26 protein-coding genes and 1 pseudogene are annotated in these 22234 nt (G+C 74.2%); 16 read left to right on the forward strand and 11 right to left on the reverse strand.

Features of this window, described 5'->3' with window-relative positions:
- Positions 1-20 precede the first annotated feature (20 nt).
- From BAW75_RS03930 to BAW75_RS03940, 3 genes are all read left to right on the forward strand, one after another.
- The gene (locus BAW75_RS03930; protein ID WP_104112666.1) at positions 21-1184 is read left to right on the forward strand and encodes an MGDG synthase family glycosyltransferase; all 1164 of its coding nucleotides are present in this window, start codon (positions 21-23) and stop codon (positions 1182-1184) included.
- Positions 1181-1903 (forward strand): polysaccharide deacetylase family protein, encoded by a 723-nt coding sequence (locus BAW75_RS03935; protein WP_069088599.1) that lies wholly within the window; start codon positions 1181-1183, stop codon positions 1901-1903. The genes BAW75_RS03930 and BAW75_RS03935 overlap by 4 nt, the downstream gene beginning before the upstream one ends.
- 100 nt (positions 1904-2003) lie before the next feature.
- Positions 2004-3290 carry a D-alanyl-D-alanine carboxypeptidase family protein gene (locus BAW75_RS03940; protein ID WP_104112667.1) on the forward strand — a complete coding sequence of 429 codons (1287 nt, stop codon included), beginning with the start codon at positions 2004-2006 and terminating at the stop codon, positions 3288-3290.
- 15 nt (positions 3291-3305) lie between these two features.
- On the opposite strand, the gene BAW75_RS03945 is transcribed toward BAW75_RS03940, so the two are convergent.
- The gene (locus BAW75_RS03945; RefSeq protein ID WP_043323734.1) at positions 3306-4331 is read right to left on the reverse strand and encodes a LacI family DNA-binding transcriptional regulator; all 1026 of its coding nucleotides are present in this window, start codon (positions 4329-4331) and stop codon (positions 3306-3308) included.
- 198 nt (positions 4332-4529) lie between these two features.
- On the opposite strand from BAW75_RS03945, the gene BAW75_RS03950 reads away from it, so the two are divergent.
- From BAW75_RS03950 to BAW75_RS03960, 3 genes are read left to right on the forward strand one after another with little or no spacing between them, the layout of a single operon-like run.
- A complete protein-coding gene (locus tag BAW75_RS03950; RefSeq protein ID WP_104112668.1) occupies positions 4530-5495 on the forward strand; it encodes an acetylxylan esterase in 966 nt (321 codons plus the stop codon).
- 60 nt (positions 5496-5555) lie between these two features.
- Positions 5556-6368 carry a M15 family metallopeptidase gene (locus BAW75_RS03955; protein WP_104112691.1) on the forward strand — a complete coding sequence of 271 codons (813 nt, stop codon included), beginning with the start codon at positions 5556-5558 and terminating at the stop codon, positions 6366-6368.
- A 44-nt stretch (positions 6369-6412) separates the two neighbouring features.
- Entirely contained in the window at positions 6413-6919 is a 507-nt protein-coding gene (locus BAW75_RS03960) for a DinB family protein (RefSeq protein ID WP_064445820.1), read from the forward strand.
- Positions 6920-6929: 10 nt separating this feature from the next.
- On the opposite strand, the gene BAW75_RS03965 is transcribed toward BAW75_RS03960, so the two are convergent.
- On the reverse strand, positions 6930-7703 hold the full coding sequence (locus BAW75_RS03965; protein WP_104112669.1) for an alpha/beta hydrolase: 774 nt from the start codon (positions 7701-7703) through the stop codon (positions 6930-6932).
- 147 nt (positions 7704-7850) lie between these two features.
- Here BAW75_RS03965 and BAW75_RS03970 point away from each other — a divergent pair, with 147 nt between their 5' ends.
- The 3 genes from BAW75_RS03970 to BAW75_RS03980 all read left to right on the forward strand — a co-directional run bounded on the left by BAW75_RS03970 (position 7851) and on the right by BAW75_RS03980 (position 10520).
- A complete protein-coding gene (locus BAW75_RS03970) occupies positions 7851-8243 on the forward strand; it encodes a hypothetical protein (RefSeq protein ID WP_104112670.1) in 393 nt (130 codons plus the stop codon).
- Positions 8244-8319: 76 nt separating this feature from the next.
- Entirely contained in the window at positions 8320-8994 is a 675-nt protein-coding gene (locus tag BAW75_RS03975) for an HAD family hydrolase (protein ID WP_104112671.1), read from the forward strand.
- A 326-nt stretch (positions 8995-9320) separates the two neighbouring features.
- The gene (locus tag BAW75_RS03980; RefSeq protein ID WP_104112672.1) at positions 9321-10520 is read left to right on the forward strand and encodes an RtcB family protein; all 1200 of its coding nucleotides are present in this window, start codon (positions 9321-9323) and stop codon (positions 10518-10520) included.
- Between the two features lie 32 nt (positions 10521-10552).
- Here the strand turns inward: BAW75_RS03980 and BAW75_RS32220 are convergent, their stop codons facing one another.
- The 5 genes from BAW75_RS32220 to BAW75_RS04000 form a co-directional block, all read right to left on the reverse strand.
- Positions 10553-10717 carry a hypothetical protein gene (locus tag BAW75_RS32220; RefSeq protein WP_167435517.1) on the reverse strand — a complete coding sequence of 55 codons (165 nt, stop codon included), beginning with the start codon at positions 10715-10717 and terminating at the stop codon, positions 10553-10555.
- On the reverse strand, positions 10714-10932 hold the full coding sequence (locus BAW75_RS03985) for a helix-turn-helix domain-containing protein (protein ID WP_104112673.1): 219 nt from the start codon (positions 10930-10932) through the stop codon (positions 10714-10716). The genes BAW75_RS32220 and BAW75_RS03985 overlap by 4 nt, the downstream gene beginning before the upstream one ends.
- Entirely contained in the window at positions 10932-11411 is a 480-nt protein-coding gene (locus BAW75_RS03990) for a DUF2975 domain-containing protein (RefSeq protein ID WP_043323747.1), read from the reverse strand. Before BAW75_RS03990 ends, BAW75_RS03985 begins: the two co-directional genes overlap by 1 nt.
- Before the next feature lie 31 nt (positions 11412-11442).
- Positions 11443-12084, reverse strand: coding sequence for a dihydrofolate reductase family protein (locus BAW75_RS03995; protein ID WP_104112674.1), 642 nt, complete (start codon positions 12082-12084; stop codon positions 11443-11445).
- A gap of 83 nt (positions 12085-12167) precedes the next feature.
- Positions 12168-12761: an HD domain-containing protein gene (locus BAW75_RS04000; protein ID WP_104112675.1), complete on the reverse strand. Its 594-nt coding sequence runs from the start codon at positions 12759-12761 to the stop codon at positions 12168-12170.
- A gap of 139 nt (positions 12762-12900) precedes the next feature.
- Here BAW75_RS04000 and BAW75_RS04005 point away from each other — a divergent pair, with 139 nt between their 5' ends.
- The 6 genes from BAW75_RS04005 (at position 12901) to BAW75_RS04030 (ending at position 17790) form a co-directional block, all read left to right on the forward strand.
- Positions 12901-13848, forward strand: coding sequence for a TolB family protein (locus BAW75_RS04005; protein WP_104112676.1), 948 nt, complete (start codon positions 12901-12903; stop codon positions 13846-13848).
- A 107-nt stretch (positions 13849-13955) separates the two neighbouring features.
- Complete coding sequence (locus BAW75_RS04010; protein ID WP_104112677.1) at positions 13956-14726, forward strand: class I SAM-dependent methyltransferase; 771 nt, start codon at positions 13956-13958, stop codon at positions 14724-14726.
- Positions 14727-14781: 55 nt separating this feature from the next.
- Positions 14782-15786, forward strand: a complete 1005-nt coding sequence (locus BAW75_RS04015; protein WP_104112678.1) for a hypothetical protein — start codon at positions 14782-14784, stop codon at positions 15784-15786.
- Positions 15783-16436: a sulfurtransferase TusA family protein gene (locus BAW75_RS04020; RefSeq protein ID WP_104112679.1), complete on the forward strand. Its 654-nt coding sequence runs from the start codon at positions 15783-15785 to the stop codon at positions 16434-16436. The genes BAW75_RS04015 and BAW75_RS04020 overlap by 4 nt, the downstream gene beginning before the upstream one ends.
- Positions 16437-16451: 15 nt before the next feature.
- Positions 16452-17354: an inositol monophosphatase family protein gene (locus BAW75_RS04025; RefSeq protein ID WP_104112680.1), complete on the forward strand. Its 903-nt coding sequence runs from the start codon at positions 16452-16454 to the stop codon at positions 17352-17354.
- A gap of 25 nt (positions 17355-17379) precedes the next feature.
- Positions 17380-17790, forward strand: a complete 411-nt coding sequence (locus BAW75_RS04030) for a VOC family protein (RefSeq protein WP_104112681.1) — start codon at positions 17380-17382, stop codon at positions 17788-17790.
- A gap of 14 nt (positions 17791-17804) precedes the next feature.
- Here the strand turns inward: BAW75_RS04030 and BAW75_RS04035 are convergent, their stop codons facing one another.
- Positions 17805-18581 (reverse strand): SDR family oxidoreductase, encoded by a 777-nt coding sequence (locus BAW75_RS04035; RefSeq protein WP_104112682.1) that lies wholly within the window; start codon positions 18579-18581, stop codon positions 17805-17807.
- Positions 18582-18719: 138 nt separating this feature from the next.
- Between BAW75_RS04035 and sigJ the strand changes: the two are divergent.
- Positions 18720-19585, forward strand: a pseudogene (gene sigJ / locus BAW75_RS04040) (RNA polymerase sigma factor SigJ).
- Between the two features lie 59 nt (positions 19586-19644).
- Here sigJ and BAW75_RS04045 read toward each other — a convergent pair.
- The 3 genes from BAW75_RS04045 to BAW75_RS04055 are packed head-to-tail and all read right to left on the reverse strand — an operon-like array spanning position 19645 to position 22167.
- Positions 19645-20544 (reverse strand): GNAT family N-acetyltransferase, encoded by a 900-nt coding sequence (locus tag BAW75_RS04045; RefSeq protein WP_104112683.1) that lies wholly within the window; start codon positions 20542-20544, stop codon positions 19645-19647.
- A gap of 56 nt (positions 20545-20600) precedes the next feature.
- On the reverse strand, positions 20601-20924 hold the full coding sequence (locus BAW75_RS04050; protein ID WP_104112684.1) for a nuclear transport factor 2 family protein: 324 nt from the start codon (positions 20922-20924) through the stop codon (positions 20601-20603).
- A 10-nt stretch (positions 20925-20934) separates the two neighbouring features.
- Positions 20935-22167, reverse strand: coding sequence for an ArsB/NhaD family transporter (locus tag BAW75_RS04055; protein WP_043323767.1), 1233 nt, complete (start codon positions 22165-22167; stop codon positions 20935-20937).
- Positions 22168-22234 lie beyond the last annotated feature (67 nt).

Here is a 22234-nt window from a genome sequence, read left to right on the forward strand (position 1 = left end):
TCCGTGGGTATGCGCCCGGCATGGAGCACCCGGGCCGGATCGTGGTGGTCTCGGCGGACATCGGCGCCGGACACGACCGGGCCGCTGACGAGCTGGCGCAACGGCTGCGTGCGCGGGGCTTCGCGGTGGACCGGCTGAACCTTCTGCACCTGCTGCCCCGCCCGCTGCACCGGGCGGTGCGCGAGACGTACCGGGGGGTGCTGCACCGGCTCCCGTGGGGCTACCACGCGCTGTTCCGGCTGACCGGCAGCTCACCGACGGCCGTACGCGCGATCCGCGCGCTGCTGAGGCCGTTGCGCCGTCGCCTGCGCCGCCGCATCCCGTCCGACACCCGGGCCGTGGTCACCACCTATCCGTTCGCCAACCAGCTCCTCGGCCCGTTGCGGCGGCACGGGCGGCTCCGTGTCCCGGTGATCACCTACGTGACCGATTTCGTGGTGCACCCGACCTGGCTCGCGCCGGGCGTGGACGTGTACTGCGCGGTCCGCCACGCCGAGACGCGCCAGGCCGACGCCGCCGACGTCACGGTGGTGCAGCCGCTGGTGTCCCGCGCCTTCGCCCGGCCCGGCCCGGAGGACCGTCAGCGGGCCCGTCAGCGGTTCGGCCTGCCGGCCGACGGTGTGCTCGCGCTTGTCGTCGCGGGCTCCTGGGGCGCCGGCGAGGTGCCGGCGACGGTGGCCGAGGTCGCCGCGGGGGCTGGCCGCCCGGTGGTGGTGTGCGGGCACAACGCGGCGCTGCGCCGCCGGCTGCACGGCGCCGGCCGGTACGTGCTGGGCTGGGTCGACGACATGCCGGCACTGATGCGCGCCGTCGACGTGATGGTGGAGAACGCCGGCGGGCTGACCTGCCAGGAGGCGCTGGCGGCCGGGCTGCCGGTGGTCACGTACCGGCCCATCGCCGGTCACGGGCGTGCGAACGCCGCGATCCTGGCCCGCGCCGGCCTGAGCCGGTGGGCGGGCACACCGCAGCAGCTCGGGCCGGTGCTCGCGGCGGTGATCGGGACTTCACCGGTGGTCCCGTCCCACGACGACGTGTCCCAGGACCCGGCCGGCCTGGTCGCCGAGGCGGCTCGCCGGGCGCCGCCCGCGGGTTCGGCCGGCACGCGCCGCCCGCTGCTGGACCCGGTCGGCGACGCGGTCGCCGTACTCGCCGCGATGCTGCAGTCCACCGGCGGTCTGCGATGAGAGCGGCGACCCTGGCCCGGGCCGCCGCGCTCGCGCTGCCGGTGCTGCAGGTGGCGCCGTCGGTCACGGCGCTGCCCGCCGTGCGGCGGCGGTGGCTGCCCGGCCTGCACGGAATCGGGGCGCCCGACCGGGTCGCGCTGACCTTCGACGACGGCCCGGACCCGGAGTCCACCGGCCACGTCCTGGACGTGCTGGCGGCGCACCGGGTCCGTGCCACGTTCTTCGTGCTCGGCGCGATGCTGCGGCGCAACCCGGCGCTGGGCCGCCGGCTGGTCGACGACGGCCACGAGGTGGCCGTGCACGGCTGGACGCACGACAACCTGCTGCTGCGCGGCCCGGCCCGCACCGTCCGGGACCTGACCCGCGCGTACGACCTGGTCACGGACGTGACCGGCCGTGCGCCCCGGTTCCTGCGACCGCCGTACGGCGTGCTCACCGCCGCGGCTCTCACGGCCGCCCGGCGGCTGCGTCTGCGGCCGGTGCTGTGGAGCTGCTGGGGGCGGGACTGGACCGCCACGGCCACCGCCGACACGGTCGCGCGAACCGTCCTGTCCGGGCTGGAGGGAGGCGGCACGATCCTGCTGCACGACTCCTCCCGTACCGCCGCGCCGGGCGCCTGGCGTGCCGGTGTCGCCGCGCTTCCGCGCGTGCTGGCCGAGTGCCGTCGCCGCGGATGGCACGTCGGCCCGCTCAGCGGTCACGGGCTGCCCGCGCGCTGATCCGGGCACGGGCGGGGGAGCCTACCGCGTGGCCCCGGCGCCGGGGCCCGAATCCCGGAGCCGGTGACCCGTTCGGGTCGGCGTGGCTAGCGTCCGGGTCATGAGGACCTGGGGATCCTTCGTGGCGCTGGCCGCCGCCCTGCTGGTGCCGGTGTCGGCGACGCCCGCGGTGGCGGGCGTCCGCGCGCCCGTACGCCGGATGCCGGCCGCGCCGCCCTGCCCGAACGTGCCGCCCCCGTCGACCCGGCCGCCGCAGCCGCCGCCCGCGCCCGATCCGGCCGCGCGGGCCGTCGGCGGCGCGGCGCTGGACACCGCCGGGCTGGTCGTCCCGCCCGCGTCGACCGCGCCGCCGCCGGTCACCGCCACCTCCTGGGTGGTCGCCGACCTGGACAGTGGCGCGGTGCTCGGCGGCTGCGGGCCGCACGAGTACGCGGTGCCCGCGAGCGTGCAGAAGCTGCTGCTGGCGGCCACGATGCTGCCCCGGCTGGACCCGAACCGGGAGGTCACCGTGACCGCCGGGGATCTGGCCGTGGAACCGGGCAGCTCGGCGGTCGGGCTGGTCGAGGGCGGGCGGTACCGGATCGAGACGATCTGGCTGGGACTGCTGCTGCGTTCCGGCAACGAGGCGGCGAACGCGCTGGCCCGCCTCGGCGGCGGCCCGGACGGACTGGCCGGCGGGGTGCGGGCGATGAACGAGGAGGCGCACCGGCTCGGCGCGCGGCAGACCCACGCGGTCACCCCGTCCGGGCTGGACGGTCCGGGCCAGTTCACCAGCGCGTACGACCTGGCGCTCATCGCGCGGGCGTGCTTCGCGAACCCGGCCTTCCGCCGGTACGCCGCCACCCGTTCGGCGCAGATCCCGGCCCAGCCGGCGCTGCGCAAGAAGGCGTTCGCGATCTCCAACGACAACATGCTGCTGGACCAGTACCCGGGCGCGATCGGCGGCAAGACCGGCTTCACCGACCTGGCCCGGCACACCTACGTCGGCGCCGCCGAGCGCGGCGGGCGGCGGCTCGTGGTCACGCTGCTCGGCGCCGAGGTGACCAGCCAGCGGGGCTGGCAGCAGGGCGCCGCGCTGCTGGACTGGGGATTCGCGCAGCCTCGGGACGCCTCGGTCGGGCGGCTGGTCGAGCCGGGTGAGCTGGACCGGACCGCGCCACCGGCGGGCGGCGGGGCGTCGGCCCTGGCCGGGCACGCCGACCTGCGTGGCGGCGCGCCGGGCCCCGGCGCCGCGCCCAGCGCCGGTGTGACGGTGGCGGTGGGCGCGGTGCTGACGGCCGGGGGAGCGGTGCTGCTGGCGCGGCGGCGCCGGCACGCCGCGGCGGCCGCCGCCACCATGTCGACCGGGCCGGTTCTGCGCGAGCCGGAAATTCCGGAACAGGACTGAAAGCGGCGGTCCGGGTCAGCGGCAGGCGGGCGCCGCGGTGCTGTCGCGCACCACCAGTTCGGTGGCCAGTTCGACCCGGGGCGAGTCGATCTCCTCACCCTGGGCCAGCCGCAGCACGGTACGCGCGGCGAGCCGCCCCATCTCGACGAGGGGCTGGCGGACGGTGGTCAGCGGCGGGGAGGCCCACCGTGCCTCGGGCAGGTCGTCGAAGCCCACCACGCTCACGTCGTCGCAGACCCGCAGGCCGCGCCGGCGCACCGCCTCGTACACCCCGAACGCCATCTGGTCGCTCGCCGCGAAGATGGCCGTCGGCGGCTCGTCGAGGTCGAGCAGCGCGCCACCGGCGGTGAACCCGGAGGCGTGGTAGAAGTCGCCGGGCTGCACCAGCCGGTCGTCGGCGGCCACACCGGCAGCGGCCAGCGCGGCCCGGTAGCCGTCCAGCCGGGCTCGGCTGCACAGCAGGTGCGGCGGGCCGGCCACGAAACCGATCCGCCGGTGGCCGAGCTTGAGCAGGTGCTCGGTGGCGGCCAGGCCGCCGGTCCAGTTGGTGGCGCCGATCGCCGGCACGTCGGTGGCGGCCACGCCGGCAGCCGGGTCGACCACCACCACCGGCACGTTGAGGCGGCGCAACTGGGCCTGCACGGCCGGGCTCAGGTGCGAGGTCACCACGATCACGCCGTCGGACGCGCGGGCGCGCAGGTTGTGCAGCCACTGCCGGGTGGAGCTGGACTCGCGGTGGATCGCCGAGACGACGGTGCCCACCCCGGCGGCGTGACTGACGTCCTCCACGCCGCGGATGATCTCCACGGCCCAAGGGCTGTCCAGGTCGTTGAAGACCAGGTCGACCAGGTCCGCCCGGCGCACCGTACGGCTGCCCCGGCGCCGGTAGCCGTGGTGGCGCAGCAGCTCCTCGACCCGTTCCCGCGTGTCCGGCGCGACGTCGGACCGCCCGTTGAGCACGCGCGACACGGTCGGGACCGAGACGCCGGCCTCCCGTGCGATCGCGGTGATGGTCACCCTGCGTTCGTCGTCCGCGCTCACCCGTGTTCCCTTCGCCGGCTGCCGGAACCGACCGGTAGACCGTCCCGCCCCACGCACATCTTGCCGTACGCAGAGGGCTTGACGACAGGCCGGACCGGCCCTAGCGTTCGCACGAGTTGCGGAAACGTTCCGGAAATGCGCCAGCCATCTTCCGGCGGCTCGCCGTCCACCCCGACGAACGACGAGGAAGACCGAGGCGTGCTCACCGACCTGACCGAGGCCGAACTCCGTACCTACCGCAGCGACCTGCACGAGCCTGCCGACTTCGACGCCTTCTGGGCTGACACTCTCGCACAGGCGCGCTCGTGCGGCGACCCCGTGACGGCGACCCCGCTGCCGACGCCGCTGACCGGTGTCGACGTCTTCGACGTGACCTTCCCCGGCTTCGCCGGACAGCCGATCCGCGCGTGGCTGCGGGCGCCGCGCGGCGCGTCCGGCCCGCTGCCCACGATCGTGCAGTACGTCGGGTACGGCGGCGGGCGCGGCCACGCGCTGGAGAACCTGCTCTGGTCCGCAGCCGGCTTCGCCCACCTCCAGATGGACACCCGTGGCCAGGGCTCGGGGTGGAGCCGGGGCGACACCCCGGACGTGGCCGCCGCCGGGCCGCAGGCGCCGGGCATGGCCACCCGGGGCATCGAGGACCCGAACAAGTACTACTACCGTCGTTTCCTCACCGACGCGGTCCGCGCCGTGGACGCCGCGCGTGAGCTGCCGGCAGTCGACCCGGACCGGATCGCCGTTCTCGGTCACAGCCAGGGCGGGGCCGCAGCGCTCGCGGCCGCCGCGCTGGCGCCGTCGGTACGCGCGGCGGTGGCGTACGTGCCGTTCCTCTGCGACATCCCGCGCGCGATCATGATCACCGACTCGGCGCCGTTCCGGGAGATCCGGGACTACCTCGCCGTGCACCGCGACCGCGAGGAGCAGACGCTGCGCACGCTCGGCTACGTCGACGGCGTCGCGTTCGCCCGCCGCGCCACCGCGCCGGCCCGGTTCTCCGTCGCGCTGATGGACGAGATCGTCCCGCCGTCCACGGTCTACGCCGCCTACCACGACTACCGGGGCGACAAGGACCTGACGGTGTGGCGGTTCAACGGCCACGAGGCGGGCGGCATCGACGACGACGCCGCCGCTGTGGACTTCCTGCGTACCGTCCTGGGCGGCTGACCACCGGTTCCGCCGATGCCGGCCCGCCCGGGCTGGTAGACACGGCGGATGGGCACCGGCATGCGCGCGACGGCGGGCCTGGCCGTGGCGACCGCGCTGCTCGCCGCCGCCTGCCAGCGGCCCGCGCCGTCGCCGTCGCCGTCCGCGCCGCCGTCAGCCACCCCGACCGGCCCGCGGGCCCCGGCGGACTTCGTGGACCTCAGCACCGTCGACCCCACCGTCCGCACCGACATCCGGTACGCGGGCCCGCACAACTTCGTCGGCCGCCCGATCGACGGGTACGCCGAACCACGCTGCCTGCTCACCCGCCCGGCGGCGCAGGCGCTGCACCGGGTGCAGACCGCCGCGCAGGCCGGCGGGCACAGCCTCAAGGTGTACGACTGCTACCGCCCGCAGCGCGCCGCCGACGACTTCGTCGCCTGGGCGAAACTCCCCGGCGACCAGCTGATGAAGGGCGAGTTCTACCCCGCCGTGCCGAAGGACCGGCTCTTCGCCGACGGTTACATCGGCGCGCCCACCGCGCACAGCCGGGGCAGCACCGTCGACCTGACCCTGGTGCTGGTCTCCGGGCCCCCGCAGGCCGGGTACACGCCCGGTCAGCCGCTGGTGCCCTGCACCGACCCGGCCGGGCGCCGCTTCGCCGACGACTCGATCGACATGGGCACCGGCTTCGACTGCTTCGACCCGCGTGCCCACACCGCCGACGCGCGGATCAGCGACACCGCCCGGAACAACAGGGACCTGCTGCGCCGGCTGATGTCCGCGCAGGGCTTCGAGAACTATCCGCTGGAGTGGTGGCACTACCGGTACGTCGACGAGCCGTACCCGGACACCTGGTTCGACTTCCCGGTGGCCGGTTCGTCGCTGCGGTGACGCGGCCGTTCCACCATGATCGATTGCGGCTAGGCTGGGCGTTCATGGAGACCGAACGGATCGGCCCGCCGCTGCTCGGCGGGGAGCGGGAGTCGCTGCGCGCGTTTCTCGACTTCCACCGGGCCACGCTCGCCCTCAAGTGCGAGGGGCTGACCGACGAGCAGTTGCGCCGGCAGGCGTCGCCGCCGTCCACGCTGTCCCTGCTCGGGCTGGTCCGGCACATGGCGGAGGTGGAGCGCACCTGGTTCCGCCGGGTCATCGCCGCCGAGGACGTGCCGCTGGTGTGGTCGGACACCGGTGACTTCCAGCAGGCGTACGACGCCCGCGACGCCGACGTGGCGGAGGCGTTCGAGGCGTGGCAGCGCGAGATCGAGCACGCCCGGCGCATCGAGCGGGAGGCCGAGTCCCTCGACGTGACAGGTCACCAGGCCCGCTGGGGCGAGGACGTGTCGCTGCGCCTGGTCATGCTGCACATGCTGCACGAGTACGCCCGGCACAACGGGCACGCCGACCTGATCCGGGAGGCGATCGACGGCACCGTGGGCGTCTGAGCCCCGCCGGTCAGCGCCCGCGCAGCGGCAGCCAGGCCAGCACATCCTGAATGCGCGCGTCCCAGTACGCCCAGTCGTGGTCACCCGGACCGAAGTCGACCGTGACCGGCACGTCGCGCTCGCGGGCCGCGTCGAGGAACCGCAGGTTGTCCTCGTACAGGAAGTCCTCGGTGCCGCAGGCGACGTAGAGCGCCGGCCGGTCGTCGCCGGAGCGCTCCAGCAGCCCCACCGTGTCGTCGTCGGCGGGCACCGGGTCGTCGCCCCAGACCGTGTGCCACACCACCGGGTCGACCGGGTGGGTCGGATGGTGGCGGCGGCGGGTCACGTCCAGCGCGCCGGACAGGCTCGCCGCCGCCGCGAACCGCTCCGGCCGGCGCAGCGCCCACTTCACCGCGCCGTAGCCGCCCATCGACAGGCCCGCGACGAACGTGTCCTCCCGGCGGTCGGACAGCCGGAACAACGACCGGCACACCTCGGGCAGCTCCTCGCTGAGGAACGTCCAGTACCGGTTGCCGTGCGCCTCGTCGCAGTAGAAGCTGCGCTGCACCTGCGGCATCACCACGGCCAGCCCCAGCGGCGCCACGTACCGCTCGATAGACGTGCGGCGCGTCCACACCGTGTCGTCGTCGGTCAGCCCGTGCAGCAGGTAGAGCACCGGGGGGTCACCGTCGGCGCCGGGCGCCGCCATGCCGATCCCGGCGGCACCCGGGTCGGGCAGCAGCACCGTCATCGAGGTGCCCACGCCGAGCGCCTCGGAGAAGAAGTCACACCGGATGTGCGCCATGAGGCGGCAGCGTACCTCGCAGGGGTTCGATGAGGGCGTTCCTATTGCCCCCCGACGGTCGTACGGGACAGGATGGCCGTGCGTGCCGGTAACACACCCGTAACCTGCGCGCTGCTGGTCTCTGTCACAAGGAAGTGGGAGTCAGGCATGAGCGACGTGTCGGCCGCACTGGGTGTGCGCCTCTACCCGGACCTGGTCGAGCCGGGTGGTCTCGCCCCCGCGCTCGTGGCGACCGCCGCCGCGCACCAGCTCGACGTCGGCGCGGTCTCCGCGCCCGAGCAGGGGCGCAGCCGCTTCACCTGCGCCGAGATGACCTCCCCCCGGGGCGTGGTCTGCGTCAGCCTCGGCTCCCAGGCCCGCTACTTCATGATCGACCTGAGGGTGGACGGCGACGTCCAGGCCCGCGGCGACGCCACCGACCTGCTCCAGGTCGCGCAGGTGGCGGCCGCCTGGCGGGCGGGGATCACGCTCGCCGAGCTGACCGCGCGCTACCCGTTCATGGAGGAGATGCGGCGTCACCCGGTCGCGCACGCCGGCTGAGGCCGGGCACCCTGGCCCGGCCCGATCCAGGTCGACCGCCGCTCCCGGACGCGCCGTGTCGATCTAGGGTGATGCGATGACCGCCAGGCGCGTGACGACAGTACTGTTCGACTTCGCCTGGACTCTGTTCGCCAGAGACTCGGAGCGCTGGGTGGGCAACGCGGCGGCATCGATCGACCGGACATTGGCTGTCGGCGAGGCGCACCGTATTGCCGGCGACTTCGCGGAACTGTTGCGGGAGACGGCCACGGATCCGGCCCACATCGCCCGAGATCTGGACCCGCGAGTCTGGGATCGGGCGATCCTCGCTGTGCTGGAACAGATTCCTGGGGTGGACCAGGCGCTGGCATCGGCCATGCACGAAACACACGCCGAAGCAGTCGAGCCGTACGCCGACACCGTCGCCACCCTGTCCGCATTGCGTGACAGCGGTGTTCGCATCGGCGTCGTCAGCAACGTCGGCTGGGACATCCGCACATGCTTTGCGCGGCACGGACTCGACGGCCATGTCGATGCGTTCGTACTGTCCTACGAGGTCGGCTTCGTCAAACCGGACCCTCTGATCTGGGTCGCCGCCCTCGAAGCCCTCCATGCCGCACCGGGCCAGACCCTGATGGTCGGTGATCATCCCGCCGGCGACGGCGGATCGGTTGCCGCCGGCATACCGGCGCTGATCCTGCCAATGGTGGATTCGCCCGCGCAGAAACGCGGATTCGAATACGTGCTCAGGCTTGCCCAGGTTCCGTCCTGACGGGTCTTCATACGAGGGCTTCACTCGCGAATTCGCGTTGCCGCCGGTGCGCGGCGGCCGTACCGTGAGCGGGCAACGTCGATCTGATCCACCAGGGGAGTCCACCGTGTCGCAGCAGAACCGCACCCGCGCCGAGCGGCAAGCGCCGCGCGCCGGTGCCCTGCTGCCCGAGCCGGGCACGGGCCGGGAACGGCAGTGGCAACCAGGGTGGTGGCGCGTCTAGCGCCGGCGCGACGATCCGCGCGAACCGCCCGCCCCGACACCGGAGCAGGGCGGTTCTCCGTTTCCGGGGTCTATCTCCGACGGACACGAGCAAGGAGACGACGATGGGTTTCACCCCGCTGGCCGGTACCCGGGCGCCGGTCCGCGTCTGGACCGACCCGTACACGATCGAGGCGCAGGCGGCCCGGCAGCTGCGCAACATCGGCGCGCTGCCGTGGGTGCAGGGCGTCGCGGTGATGCCGGACGTGCACTTCGGCAAGGGCGCCACTGTCGGCTCGGTGATCGCGATGCGGCAGGCCGTGTCGCCGGCCGCGGTCGGCGTGGACATCGGCTGCGGCATGTCCGCGGTGCGGACCTCGCTGACCGCCGCCGACCTGCCCGACGACCTCGCGCCGCTGCGTTCGGCGATCGAGGCGGCGATCCCGGTCGGCTTCGCGATGCGCGACGACGCTGTCGATCCGCGGCGAATCCGGGGCCTGGAGCAGGCGGGCTGGGACGAGTTCTGGCGGCGGTTCGGCACGCTGGACCGGAAGGTCGCCCAGCTCGAGACGCGGGCGCAGCGGCAGCTCGGCACGCTCGGCGGCGGCAACCACTTCATCGAGGTCTGCCTGGAGCAGGGTGGCCCGGACGACGGCCGGGTCTGGCTGATGCTGCACTCCGGTTCCCGCAACATCGGCAAGGAACTGGCCGAGCGGCACATGTCGGTGGCGCGCGGGCTGCCGCACAACATCGACCTGCCGGACCGGGACCTCGCGGTGTTCCTCGCCGGCACGCCGGAGATGGAGGCGTACCGGCGGGACCTGTGGTGGGCGCAGGAGTACGCCCGGCGTAACCGGGCGGTCATGCTCGCGCTGCTGAGCCAGGTGGTCCGGGAGGCGTTCCCGCACGTGCGCTACGACGAGCCGATCTCCTGCCACCACAACTACGTGGCGGAGGAGAGCTACGACGGGGTGGACGTGCTGGTGACCCGCAAGGGCGCGATCCGGGCCGGTAAGGGGGACCTGGGCATCATCCCCGGCTCGATGGGCACCGGGTCGTACATCGTGCGCGGCAAGGGCAACGTCGACGCGTACTGCTCGGCGTCGCACGGGGCCGGGCGGCGGATGTCGCGGGGGCAGGCGAAGCGCACGTACAGCACGGCGGATCTGGCCGCGCAGACCGCCGGTGTGGAGTGCCGTAAGGATGCCGGTGTGGTGGACGAGATTCCCGGCGCGTACAAGGACATCACCGAGGTGATGGCCCAGCAGGAGGACCTGGTCGAGGTGGTCGCCCACCTCAAGCAGGTCGTCTGCGTGAAGGGCTGAGCGGCAGGGCCGGCGTCGAGGGGGCGCCGGCCCTACCGGGTACGCCGGGCGACACGTACGCCGATGGCTACCGCGCCGATGACGAGCAGCGCGGACAGGAGCTGGAGGCCGGGGGAGTCGTCGGCCTCGCCGTACACGAAGCCGGCGACGCCGAGCGTGACGGCGAGCACCGCCACGGCGGCGGCCAGGTGCCTCATCGCTCCTCCTCGTCGGGGACCCATTCGAGCAGGTCGCCGGGCTGGCAGTCGAGCACCCGGCACATGGCCTCCAGGGTGCTGAACCGGACGGCCTTGGCGCGGCCGTTCTTGAGCACGGCGACGTTGGCCGGGGTGAGCCCGACGCGTTCGGCGAACTCTCCGACGCTCATCTTGCGCCTGGCCAGCTCCACGTCGATGCGCACGACGATCGGCATCAGATCACCGCTTCCATGTCGGTGCGCAGCGTGGTGGCCTGGCGCAGCAGCGCGCGCAGGACGACCATCAGCAGCCCCAGCACGCTGACGCCGGTGACCAGCAGGAACAGCAGCAGCGGCAGCCCGGGGTCGTCGGCGTTGAAGCCCACATAGAGGAACACCCCGACGAGCACCACCCAGGCGGCGGCGACCGCCCAGACGATCCCGTCGACCCAGCGCAGGGACGCCTCGGTGAAGATGCGGTCGCGCTTGACCAGGGTGAGCAGGTGCCAGGTGCAGACGATCACCACCTGGACGCAGAGCACCCAGAAGACCGTGACCGCGGTGGCGGGCCATCGCAGGTACGCCATGTCCGGGTCTTCCCGGGCCATGTGGGCGAACTGGCCGGGCAGCGACATGGTCTGGAACAGCACCAGGATCGCGAATAGCAGGACCAGGAAGGCGCGGAGTGGTGTCACCGCGCGTTGCGCCGTAAGCATGCATCGACTATCGCGCGGAACCTATCGAAAGTCAATCGGTATCGCTCGCGCGGCGGGTGACGGCGTAGCGGACGTGCACCGCGTACCGCGAGTGGTGCACGGCGCGGATCTCCAGGTCGACGTCCCGGTCGAAGCCCTCGAAGAGCCGCTTCCCGCCGCCGAGCACCACCGGAGCCGTGGACAGGCCCAGCTCGTCGACCACGCCGGCGGCGAGCGCCTGCCGGATGACGGCGGCGCCCCCGCCGATGATCACCGCACCGTCCCCGGCTGTACGCCGGGCTGCCGCCAGCGCCGCGTCGAACCCGTCGACCATGAGGAAACCGGCGTCCGGATCGGGCTGGTCGGCGGTGCGGTGGGTGAGCACGACCAGGGGCGCCTCGAACGGGTTCCGGCCGCCCCAGGCGCCCGCGGCGTCGTACATGCCCCGGCCGCACAGCGCCGCGCCGGCACCCTCCAGCAGCTCGTCGAAGTACGCGCGGTCCTCGGCGGTCATGCCGGCACCGGGTTCGCGTGGCGTGTCGTACGTCCACGGCCCGCCCATCACCCAGTAGTGCAGCCGCTCGCCGCCGGCACCGAGCCCCTGGCCCGCGTGGTCGTCCGGACCGGTGACGTAGCCGTCCAGGGACACGGTGACGAACGCCCGCACCCGGCCCCGCGCTTCGCTGGTGCTCATGCTTCCTCCCGGAGACTCGGAGAACACCGACTCACCGAAGACCGCGCACCGGCACCGGACTCATCGCCGTCCTCGGTCCGGCGTCAGCCGTACACCGGATGTTCGGCCTGGAACGCCAGCCGGCGGTCCGCGCCGGCGGCCAGCTCGGCGAGCACGTCGTCGAGGGCCAGGAACGTCTGCCAGCGCTCCTGGCCGGTGATGCCGGCGAGCCGGTCGACCACGAGTTGCTCCAGGTCGGCGACCCGGCGGCCCTTCCACACCTTGTCGGCCAGGCTGACCATCAGGTCCTCCAGCTGTACGCCGGGGGAGTGCCAGGCGGCGTGGGTGACGGCGAAGCGGGCCCGCTCCTCCGGTACGCCGAAGCGCAGCAGCAACTGGTAGCCCGCCTCCTCGTGCGCGGACCCCGGGCCGGTCAGCTCGGCCGGATGCTCGACCTTGCCGAGGTCGTGCACCGCGGCGCCGAACAGCACCGCCTGCCTGTCGAACGGCACCGCGGCGAAGGGGTCGGCGAACGCGGCGGTCAGGTGCCAGGCGACATCGTGCACCAGCCGCAGGTGCGCGCCGAGGCGCGGCGGGGCGGCGAGCGCGGCCAGCAGCTCGACCGCGACGCCGGGCAGCGGGAGCAGCGGCGGGTCACCCGGCTCGGTGAGGGCGCGGCGCAGGGCGTCGGAGGTCATCGGAGCGAGCGTACCGGTCCCCGCCGCTCTCACCAGCGGTGATGGACGAGCAGCCGAGCGTGAAGCGGCCGCTCGCCCGATTCCCGTCGATCGATCCACTCGCGAGGGTGAGGGCCACGTCTCTCACGGGGGTTGTCGAATGACAGCGTTGAATCGTCGTACCCTGCTGCGTACCGCCGCGTTGACCGGGCTGGCCGCCGCGACCGGGCTGGCCGCCACGTCCCAGGGCGCGGCCGCCGCCGAGCCGGTCAACGGGCCGTGGCTGGTCAGCGTCGGCTGGGGTGTGCTCCAGGTCGACCCGGGCCGCACCACGCCGCGCGAGCTGCTGCCGAACGGGGACCACGCCAAGACCTCGCCGGACGGCCGGTACGTGGCCTGGGTCAACACGGCCCGCTCGGGCGACGGCACGCTGGAGCCGTTCGTCGCGGTGTACGACCGGACCACCGGCCAGAAACGCACGCTGCTCGCCGACCCGTTCGGCGTCCGCTACGGCGCGCCGACCTGGTCGCCGGACGGCACCGAGATCGCGCTGGTCACCGGGCCGGACAACGACCGGCTGATCGCTGTGGACGTGGCGACCGGCGGCACCCGCGTGCTGGTCGAGGGGCACGCCATGATCGACCCGGACTGGTCCCGGGACGGCTCGATGATCGTCATGAGGTGGCGCAGCCGATCGCAGGGCTGGCAACTGCGCGTGCTCGAACTCGCCACCGGCGCGGTACGGCCGATCTACACGCCGGCGCCGGGCGAGATGTTCCTCTCGCCGGTCTTCATGCCCGACTCCGGGCGCGTGGTGTTCTGCACCGACCGCTGGTATCCGGACCTGGAGTCGCTCAACCAGTCGCTCGCCTCGGTGCGGATCAACGGGACCGGGCTGAAGAAGCTCACCGACGAACCCCGGTTCTACCTGTCGCCGGTGTTCTCCCCGGACGGCCGCTACTGCGCCGCGCTGTCGATCCCGCCGGAGAACGAGTACCCCGACGGCGGCAACATCATCGTGTCCACCAGCGGTTTCGGCGAGCAGTGGTGGATACCCGGCGACGAGTACGACGACAGCACCCGGCTGGACTGGGCGCGGGCGGTCTGACGTACCGGGCGCGCGCGCCGCGGACCGGATGCGCGCCACCGGGCGCGACCGGTGCGAGGCTTGGAGCGGACGCCGCCGACGGGGCCGGCGTCCGCTGTGGAGGGGTGATGGCCGAGCCGCCGACCGGGATGTCGTCGCACCGCGCGCAGGCGCACGGCCGGCACGCCAACCACCGCCGCTACCACGACGGCGCGGAGGTCGACGGGTACGTCGACGACCCGTACCACCGGGTGCGCCGCGCGGTCGCGGCCCGGCTGGTGACCGAGGGGGTGAGCGGCGGCGGGCCGGTGCTGGAACTGGGCTGCGGACCGCGCGGCATGCTCGACCCGGCCGCGGTGCCCGGCCCGCTCGTGCTCGCCGACATGGCCGAGGCGGCGCTGGGCACGGCGCGCGCGGTGACCGGCGGCCGGGCGCTGCCGGTCTGCCTGGACGCCACCCGCGGGCTGCCGTTCCGCGCCGGCAGCTTCGCCGGGCTGCTCGCCGGGGCGCTGATCGAGCACGTGTACGACCCCCTCGCACTGCTGCGGGAGTGCCACCGGGTGCTGGCGCCGGACGGTTTGCTGGTGCTCACCACCCCGAACCTCGCGCCGGTGCAGGACCGGCTGGCGTTCCTCGCCGGCCGGGCGCCACGCCAGGTCGATCCGCTGCACCCCTATCTGTGGCTGCACATCCGCCCGTTCACCGCCTCGCTGCTGCGCCGGACGCTGCGCCGTGCCGGGTTCACGCCGGTGGCCCTGCGCTCCAACGAGGTCGGCTGGCGGCTGCCCGGAGGGCGGTGGGTGGCCTCGCGGCGGCTGGCCCGCGCCGCGCCCGGGCTCGGCGGCTCGCTGATCTGCGCCGCCCGCCGTCAGGCGCCACCGGCCGCAAACAGGGCGTGATTGTGATATTGACAGCGGGCTATTATGGAGGTTCCGTCGTCGACCGGGGGATGTCATGACGCGCCTGCTCGCCTGGGTCGTGACCAATCTCGACGCGTTCATCGGTCTCGTCCTGGCCCTCACGGTCGCCGTGCTCGGCCTGACCAACGACGCGGTCAGCCAGGAGGTCGTCAACAGCGCGATCCTGCTGGTGCTGGGCCTGCTCGCGCAGGCGGTGCTGCGCGACCGGCTGCGCCGGCGCACCACCGAGCGGGAGATCCGCCAGGTCATCGTGGACACCCGCGACCGGCTCACCGAACTGGTGCCGCAGATGCGGGAGATCACCGGCCCCGAGGGCGCGCTGAACCGGGCCCGCGAGGCCATCGACAGCGTCTCCATGGTGCGGGTGCTGCACGGCAGCGAGGTCGGGCAGGCGCTCGCCGAGGCCCGGCGGCACACCGACCAGTGGAGCTTCAAGGGCGGCACCGGCACCTTCCTGCGCGCGGTCACGCTGCCGGACTGCCTGGAACACGCCCGGCGGCGCAACGCCACGCTCACCGTCGCGATCGAGATCATCGACCCGACCGACGAGGAGGTCTGCGAGCGGTACGCGCGGTTCCGGCGCAGCCTCGACCCGGACGCGCCGGGCGAGCCGTGGACCGTCGACCGCACCCGCAAGGAGTCGTACGCGACCGTGCTGGCCGCCTGCTGGCACCTGCAACGCTCCGGCCTGCTCACGGTCGACGTGCGGCTCTCCGCGCAGATGACCACGTTCCGCTACGACCTCTCCTCCTCCTGCGTCGTCGTCACCCAGGAGAACCCGCAGACGCCCGCGCTGCGCATCGACCGCGGCGAGGTCTACTACAACCGTTACAACATCGAGCTGGACTACAGCCGCCGGCAGAGCCGGCGCGTGCCGATCGAGGCGGCGGCCCAGGTCAAGCTCGACGACGAGCCGTCGGTCGAGCAGGTACGGCGGTTGTTCACCGCCCTCGGCCTGACGCTGCCCCGGTCCTTCGGCGACCGCGAGGTCGCCGACATCATCGGCAAGGCCGTCCAGGCGAGGAACCCCTACTCATGACCAGTTACGCCGACCTCGAACGGGAGATCGACCGGGGCACCCGGCCGGAGCTCCTCCGCGGCTGGGTGCTGGACGTGCTCGACGACGTCGCCGAGGGGCGGCGGTCGCTGCGCGCGGTCCGGCACCCGCTCGGCTTCACCTGCCTGCCGGTGGAACGCGACGGCCCGGACGGCGTCTGCGTGCACGCCTGGCCCGCCGACCCGCCGCCGGTGCGCCCGACCACCTCCACCATGCACTCGCACAGCTGGGACCTGCTCAGCCACGTGCTGCACGGCACCGTTCGCAACGAGCTGATCGAGGTCGACGACGCGCCGGCCGACCCGTCCTGGCGGGTCTACGAGGTGCGCAGCCTCGGCGAGGTGGACGAGATGGCCGCCACCGACCGGCTGGTCACCGCGATGACCGCCACCGTCGAGACGCACTCGGCCGGCGACTCGTACGCGCTGCGCGCCGGCGGCTTCCACACCTCGGAGGTCGACGCCGGCGAACCGGCGGTGACAGTGGCGCTCGGCCGGACCACTCCCGGCGCGTGCGACCTGAGCCTCGGCGCGGTGGACGGGCGCAGCCACCGGGTACGCCGGGACCGATGCGACGCGGCGGAGACCGCGCGGATGGCGCGGCAGATCGCGCGACTGGTGGCACGGGGCTGACTGGCTGGAGGAGCCATGGACGTGGAGCCGAGCAGAGGCGGGCCCGACCTGCGCGAGGCGCACCGGTTCGCGGTCGAGGCCGCCCAGGCGGCGGGCCGGCTGCTGCGCCGGGGCACCCGGGGGGAGGTGCACGCCCGGGCCAAGAACGACACCGGTGACCTGGTCACCGACCTCGACCTGGCCGCCGAGCGGCTGATCGTCGACCGGATCCGGGCCCGCTGGCCGGAGCACGGCGTGATCGCCGAGGAGGGCGGCGAGTACGCCCCGGACACCGCCTTCGCCTGGCTGGTCGACCCGCTCGACGGCACCAACAACGTGGCGATCGGGCTGCCCGCGTACGTGGTCGGGATCGCCCTGTGCGACAACGGCTCGCCGGTGCTCGGCGTGGTCCACGACCCGGTCGCCGGCCGTACGTGGTCGGCGGTGCGCGGCCGGGGCGCGTTCGTGCACGCCTCCGGCCCGGCCGCCCGTCCGCTGCGCCCCGCGCACCGCCCGGTGCCGGCCGCGCCGGTGCTGGCCTGGACCCAGGGGCACGAGGTACGCCGCGACGACAGCACCGCCCGGGCGCTGAAGGTGGTGCTCGACACGACCGCCCGCCGGGTGCTGCAACTGTGGGCGCCGCTGCTGTCCTGGGTGATGCTGGCCCGCGGCGACATCGACGGCATCGTCGGCTACCGGCCCGAGGCGGTCGACCTGCCCGCCGGGATGCTGCTGGCCGTCGAAGCCGGCATGGCGGTACGCGCGCTCGACGGCGGCACGTTCGACGACAGGTACGGCTGCCCGGCGGACCGGCGCAGTTTCGTGGCCGGGCCGCCGGAGACCATCGACCGGCTGGTCAAGCTCGTCACCGCGGCACAGTGGATCGAGCCGCAGGTGCGCCGCCTCACTCCGGTCAGTCTCGGCTCGGTCGGCTGGTGAGGCGTGATCCGCTAGCCTCGGCCGGATGGCCGCCAGACAGCTCAAACTCGGGCTCCGGGTCCGCGACCTGGAGCGCTCGTACCGGCTCTACCGGCGACTCGGCTTCAAGGAGATCCCGAACGCCGGGCAGACGAACCTGCGCTACCTGACCTTCGGCCACACCTGGCTGATCCTGTCCGACCTGCACCGCCACGGCCACCACAACGCGCAGCGGGAACGTGCGGTCAAGGCCGGGCCGCCGGGGCTCGGCGTCGTGCTCACGGTGCCCACCGAGGATCTGGACGCCACGTACGCGCTGTGGCGCGGCGAGGGGCTGCCGGTCACGCTGGAGCCCGAGGACGTGGGCTGGGCCCGGATCTTCTACGGGCTCGACCCGGACGGCTACGAGGTCATGTTCGAGCAGTTCCACCCGCCGGCGCGCGCCGCCGGCTCCTGACGTGCCGCGGCGGGTCAGGCGACCGGACGCGACGGCGCCCGTGCGGCCAGGAAGTCGGGCCAGGTCCGCACGCCTCGCGTCGCGCCGGGCCGGGCGAGGTTCGCGCCGTCCCGGTACGCCCGGCCCGCCCGCCCGGGGATGCGGACCGGCAGCCGCGCCCGGCGCTTCCCGGTGGCCGCCAGGTAGCCGGTCAGCAGTTCCCCGATGCCGTACGTGTGCGGCCCGGCCAGGTCCGGCACCAGCCCCGCGGGCGCACCAAGCGTCAGCTCGGCGAGCCGCGCCGCCACCTCGGCGGCGTCGACCGGCTCCAGCCGCAGCCCGCCCGGCACCGGCGCCACCGGCAGCCGGGTCATCGCCGTCAGCATGGTCAGCACCAGGTCGTGCACCTGCGCGGCGCGCAGCACCGTCCACGGGATGCCGGAGCCGGTCACCGCGCGTTCGGCGTCGAGCTTGGACCGGATCCAGGCCAGCGGCACCCGGTCGGCGCCGGTCACGGAGATGTGCACCAGGTGCGCCACACCGGCCCGGTGCGCGGCGCGGGCCAGGTGGGCGGTGGCGCGGTCGTCGCCCTTCGCGCCGCCGGCCAGATGCAGCACCGTGGACACCCCGCGCAGAGCGGGGCCGAGGTCGGCGCCGGTGAGCAGGTCGGCGGTCACGTGGGTGACGCCGTCGCCGGACCGTCCGCCGCGCCGGCTGAGCACCCGCACGGGGTGCCCGGCGGCGCGCAGCAGCGGCACGACGTGCCGGCCGATCGTGCCGGTGCCGCCGGTGACCAGAATGGGTGCGTTCATCGTCGTCCTCCCGTTGTCGGTGCTGCCACGTCGACCCGCGCCGGCCCGCAGGTGTGACAGGTGTGAGCGCCGTCACGTCCGGTCACGTCGGCGGTCCCCGGCGGGTCGAGACGGTGTGCGGGAGGGGAGGCTCAGGTGATGGACACCGGGCTGGCGGAGCGGTTCGAGCTGGAGCGGCCGCGGCTGCGGGCGGTGGCGTACCGGCTGCTCGGGTCGCTCACCGACGCCGAGGACGCCGTGCAGGAGACCTGGCTGCGGTTGTCCCGTACCGACCCGGCCACCGTGGACAACCTGGACGCCTGGCTCACCACAGTGGTCGCCCGGGTCAGCCTGAACACGCTGCGGTCCCGAGCCGCCCGCCGGGAGGACCCGCTCGACGTACGCCTGCCCGACCCGGTGGTGGACACGGGCGCCGACGACCCGGCGCACGCCGCGGTGCTCGCCGACTCGGTGGGGCTGGCGTTGCTCGTGGTGCTGGACACGCTGAGCCCGGCCGAGCGGCTCGCGTTCGTGCTGCACGACATGTTCGGGGTGCCGTTCGACGAGATCGGACCGCTCGTCGACCGCTCACCGGCGGCGGCCCGGCAGCTCGCCAGCCGGGCCCGCCGCCGGGTACGCGGACAGGCGCCCACCCCCGATCCCGACCTGACCCGGCAGCGGGCGTGGTGGACGCCTTCCTCGCCGCCGCCCGCGACGGTGACCTCGACGCGCTGATCGCGGTGCTGCACCCGGACGTGGTGCTGCGCTCCGACGCCGGGACCGCCCGCGCCCGGCACACGGTCGTGCTCACCGGCGCGAAGACGGCGGCGGCGCAGGCCACCACGTTCGGGCGGCTGTTCCCGCACGCCCGGCCGGTGCTGGTCAACGGCGCCGCCGGGGTGCTGGTGAGCGCCGGGGACCGCCCGCTGTCGGTGATGGCGTTCACCGTCACCGGCGGACGGATCGCCGCCGTGGACGTGATCGCGGACCCGCGCCGGCTGGCCGCGCTCGGCCTCACCGGCTGACCGTGCTCGGTCACGCCGGCTGACCCGGAACCGCGTCGGTCGACCAGCGCCAGGTGGGCTCAGTCGGTCAGGACCAGGTTGGCCATGTCGACCACCGGCCGGAAACCCAGCCCGGCGTAGAGCCGGTTCGACACCGGGTTGGCCTGGTCGGTGAACAGGCACACCCGCGCGCCCTCGGCGGTGAGCAGCCGGCTGACCTCGGCGACCGCGTTGCCGGCCCAGCCGCGTCCGCGCTGCTCCGGCGGCGTGTAGACCGGCCCGACGCGGGCCACGCCGAACGACGGCGGGTTGGCGGCGGTCAGGTGCACCGGGCGGCCCGACCCGTCGGTCCAGAACCAGACCCGGCCGTCCCGGATGCGGCGCAGCAGCTCGGCGCGGTCGGGCGTCTCGTGCGCGCTCGTGCCGTGCGGGCGGCCCGCCTGCTCGTCGGCGTCGGCCGTGAACGCGGCGAACCACGCGGCGACCAGGTCGACCTCGTCCGGCCCGGCGGCCCGCAACGCGCCCGGCGCCGGCGCGGGCGGCGTGAGGCGGTCGAGCACGTGCAGCCGGGTGTGCTGGGCGACCTCGACCCGGCCGCCGTCGAGCCGTGCCACCTCCTCGGCGCAGGCGCGCGCGGCGGGCAGCGCGCCGTTCACCGCCCGGACCCGCTCGCCGCGCCGGTGCCACGCGCGGGCCAGCGCCACGGCGGCCTCCGGCGGCATCGGCAGCAGGAACGCCGGTCGCGGCGGGAACGGCGCGGTACGCATCGCGGCGCCGACCACCGCCCCGGAGGCGTCCCGCACCACCAGCCACCAGTCGTCCTCGGGCAGCGCCACGCCCTCGGCGCGACGGGCCGCCATCCGGCGCGTGACGCTGGCGACGACGGTGCTCACCACCGGGTCGGCGGCCAGGTACGACTCGGCGGCGGCGAGGAACTCGTCCGGGTCGGTGCAGAAGCGCAGGGTGGGATCGGCGGTCATGCGGGCACGGTAGCCACCGTCCGCGGCCGGGCCGTAGCGGTTTTCCCGCCCCCGGGTCAGGGGGCGATGCGCAGCCGGCGGATGTGGGTGTGGTCGTACTCCTCGAACCGGAACCGCAGCCCGGCGAAGGGGCTGCCGGGGAAGTCGCCGCTGATCGTGGCGGTCACGACCGTCCCGGCGGGTGTCTGCTCGACGTCGGTGATCTCGTACGACACCAGCGGCGTGCCGTCGCGCCAGGCGCGGATCTCCCCGATCCCGCGGTGGGTGCGGCCCTCGTCCTCGACCACCGCGTCGTCGGCGAACAACGCGAGCCAGGGCTCCTTGTCGGCCTGGCCGGCGAGCGCGAAGTAGCGGCGGACGATCTCGGGCGGGTTGCTCATGGACGCGATGTTAGGCGCCGGGACCGACGAGAAGCGCCGTGACGGTGGCGGTGGTGGCGAGCACGGCCAGCGCGGCGCTGGTCGCCACGAACCGGCCCAGCGGCACGGCCACCCCGGCGGCCCGGCAGCGCTCGTACCAGATCAGTGTCGCCAGCGACGCCCACGGCGTGGCCAGCGGGCCCACGTTCGTGCCGATCAGCAGCGCCAGCAACTGGGTGTGCCGGTCGGCCGCGATCACCGCCTCGCCGGCCAGGTACGCGGGCAGGTTGTTCACCGCGTTGCTGAACAGCGCGCCGACCGCGCCCGCCCGCAGCGCGCCCTCAGCGCCCGGGTCGGTGCCGATGAGCGTGCCCATCACGGAGTCCAGGCCGTACCGGCCGATGGTCTGCACCACCAGGAACAGCCCGGTCACGAACACCAGCAGCCGCCACGGCACCAGCGCGAGCCGCAACCGGTGCCGGGCCCGTACCGCGAAGCCGGCGACCAGGATCGCGGCGGCCACCCCGGAGGCGACGCCGATCTCCACCCCGGCGAGGATCCCGGCGACGAACAGCAGGCAGGCGGCGAGCGCGGTGCGGTAGAGCACCCGGTCCGGCGGCACGTACGGCGGCGGCGGGTCGAACGGGTCGGCCCCGGCGCGCGCCGGACGCCAGTACCACCACCACAGCAGCAGCGCGGTGACCGCCACGGCGACCAGCTGCGGCCACCACATCCGGGCCGCCCACGGCACCGGGTCCAGGTCGACCCGGTCGCTGGCCAGGATGTTCGTCAGGTTGGACACCGGCAGCAGCAGGCTCGCCGTGTTCGCCAGCCACACGGTGGTCATGGCCAGCGGCGTCGGCGGCACGTTCAGCGCCCGGGCCAGCGCGATCATCACCGGCGTGAGCAGCACCGCCGTGGTGTCCAGGTTGAGCGCGATGGTGGTCACCGAGGCGAAGCCGACGCAGAGCCAGAACAGGGCCCGGAAACTGCCCCGCGCGGTCACCGCCACCCGGGTCGCGAGCGCGTCGAACACCCCGGCCACAGCGGTCAGCTCGGCCAGCACCACCACCGTGCCGAGGAAGATCAGGATCGGGATGATCCGCCGCATCGTGCCCTCGGCGTCGGCGCGCGGCAGCAGCCCGGTGAGCACGCACACCAGCCCGACCGCGGCCAGGCCGATCGCGATCCAGTCCAGCACGTGCAGGCGGCCCCAGCGGGAACGGTCGGGCACGGCGTTCGGCGGATCGCCGGGGGTCTCCACGAGTGATGATCCTCGCACATGCGGGCGTGGCGGCAGGAGCCCGACGCGGGCCCGATCCGGGCTGCCG

The organism is Micromonospora chalcea, from assembly GCF_002926165.1.
GTDB classification, from domain to species: Bacteria; Actinomycetota; Actinomycetes; order Mycobacteriales; family Micromonosporaceae; genus Micromonospora; species Micromonospora chalcea.

Bases quoted from the DNA above. Each gene is read 5' to 3' on its own strand.
- BAW75_RS03930 (WP_104112666.1), top strand. From the start codon at position 21: ATGGAGCACCCGGGCCGGATCGTGGTGGTCTCGGCGGACATCGGCGCC.
- BAW75_RS03935 (WP_069088599.1), top strand. From the start codon at position 1,181: ATGAGAGCGGCGACCCTGGCCCGGGCCGCCGCGCTCGCGCTGCCGGTG.
- BAW75_RS03940 (WP_104112667.1), top strand. From the start codon at position 2,004: ATGAGGACCTGGGGATCCTTCGTGGCGCTGGCCGCCGCCCTGCTGGTG.
- BAW75_RS03955 (WP_104112691.1), top strand. From the start codon at position 5,556: ATGCGCGCGACGGCGGGCCTGGCCGTGGCGACCGCGCTGCTCGCCGCC.
- BAW75_RS03960 (WP_064445820.1), top strand. From the start codon at position 6,413: ATGGAGACCGAACGGATCGGCCCGCCGCTGCTCGGCGGGGAGCGGGAG.
- BAW75_RS03965 (WP_104112669.1), bottom strand. From the start codon at position 7,703: ATGGCGCACATCCGGTGTGACTTCTTCTCCGAGGCGCTCGGCGTGGGC.
- BAW75_RS03970 (WP_104112670.1), top strand. From the start codon at position 7,851: ATGAGCGACGTGTCGGCCGCACTGGGTGTGCGCCTCTACCCGGACCTG.
- BAW75_RS03975 (WP_104112671.1), top strand. From the start codon at position 8,320: ATGACCGCCAGGCGCGTGACGACAGTACTGTTCGACTTCGCCTGGACT.
- BAW75_RS03980 (WP_104112672.1), top strand. From the start codon at position 9,321: ATGGGTTTCACCCCGCTGGCCGGTACCCGGGCGCCGGTCCGCGTCTGG.
- BAW75_RS32220 (WP_167435517.1), bottom strand. From the start codon at position 10,717: ATGAGGCACCTGGCCGCCGCCGTGGCGGTGCTCGCCGTCACGCTCGGC.
- BAW75_RS03985 (WP_104112673.1), bottom strand. From the start codon at position 10,932: ATGCCGATCGTCGTGCGCATCGACGTGGAGCTGGCCAGGCGCAAGATG.
- BAW75_RS03990 (WP_043323747.1), bottom strand. From the start codon at position 11,411: ATGCTTACGGCGCAACGCGCGGTGACACCACTCCGCGCCTTCCTGGTC.
- BAW75_RS03995 (WP_104112674.1), bottom strand. From the start codon at position 12,084: ATGAGCACCAGCGAAGCGCGGGGCCGGGTGCGGGCGTTCGTCACCGTG.
- BAW75_RS04000 (WP_104112675.1), bottom strand. From the start codon at position 12,761: ATGACCTCCGACGCCCTGCGCCGCGCCCTCACCGAGCCGGGTGACCCG.
- BAW75_RS04005 (WP_104112676.1), top strand. From the start codon at position 12,901: ATGACAGCGTTGAATCGTCGTACCCTGCTGCGTACCGCCGCGTTGACC.
- BAW75_RS04010 (WP_104112677.1), top strand. From the start codon at position 13,956: ATGGCCGAGCCGCCGACCGGGATGTCGTCGCACCGCGCGCAGGCGCAC.
- BAW75_RS04015 (WP_104112678.1), top strand. From the start codon at position 14,782: ATGACGCGCCTGCTCGCCTGGGTCGTGACCAATCTCGACGCGTTCATC.
- BAW75_RS04020 (WP_104112679.1), top strand. From the start codon at position 15,783: ATGACCAGTTACGCCGACCTCGAACGGGAGATCGACCGGGGCACCCGG.
- BAW75_RS04025 (WP_104112680.1), top strand. From the start codon at position 16,452: ATGGACGTGGAGCCGAGCAGAGGCGGGCCCGACCTGCGCGAGGCGCAC.
- BAW75_RS04030 (WP_104112681.1), top strand. From the start codon at position 17,380: ATGGCCGCCAGACAGCTCAAACTCGGGCTCCGGGTCCGCGACCTGGAG.
- BAW75_RS04035 (WP_104112682.1), bottom strand. From the start codon at position 18,581: ATGAACGCACCCATTCTGGTCACCGGCGGCACCGGCACGATCGGCCGG.
- BAW75_RS04045 (WP_104112683.1), bottom strand. From the start codon at position 20,544: ATGACCGCCGATCCCACCCTGCGCTTCTGCACCGACCCGGACGAGTTC.
- BAW75_RS04050 (WP_104112684.1), bottom strand. From the start codon at position 20,924: ATGAGCAACCCGCCCGAGATCGTCCGCCGCTACTTCGCGCTCGCCGGC.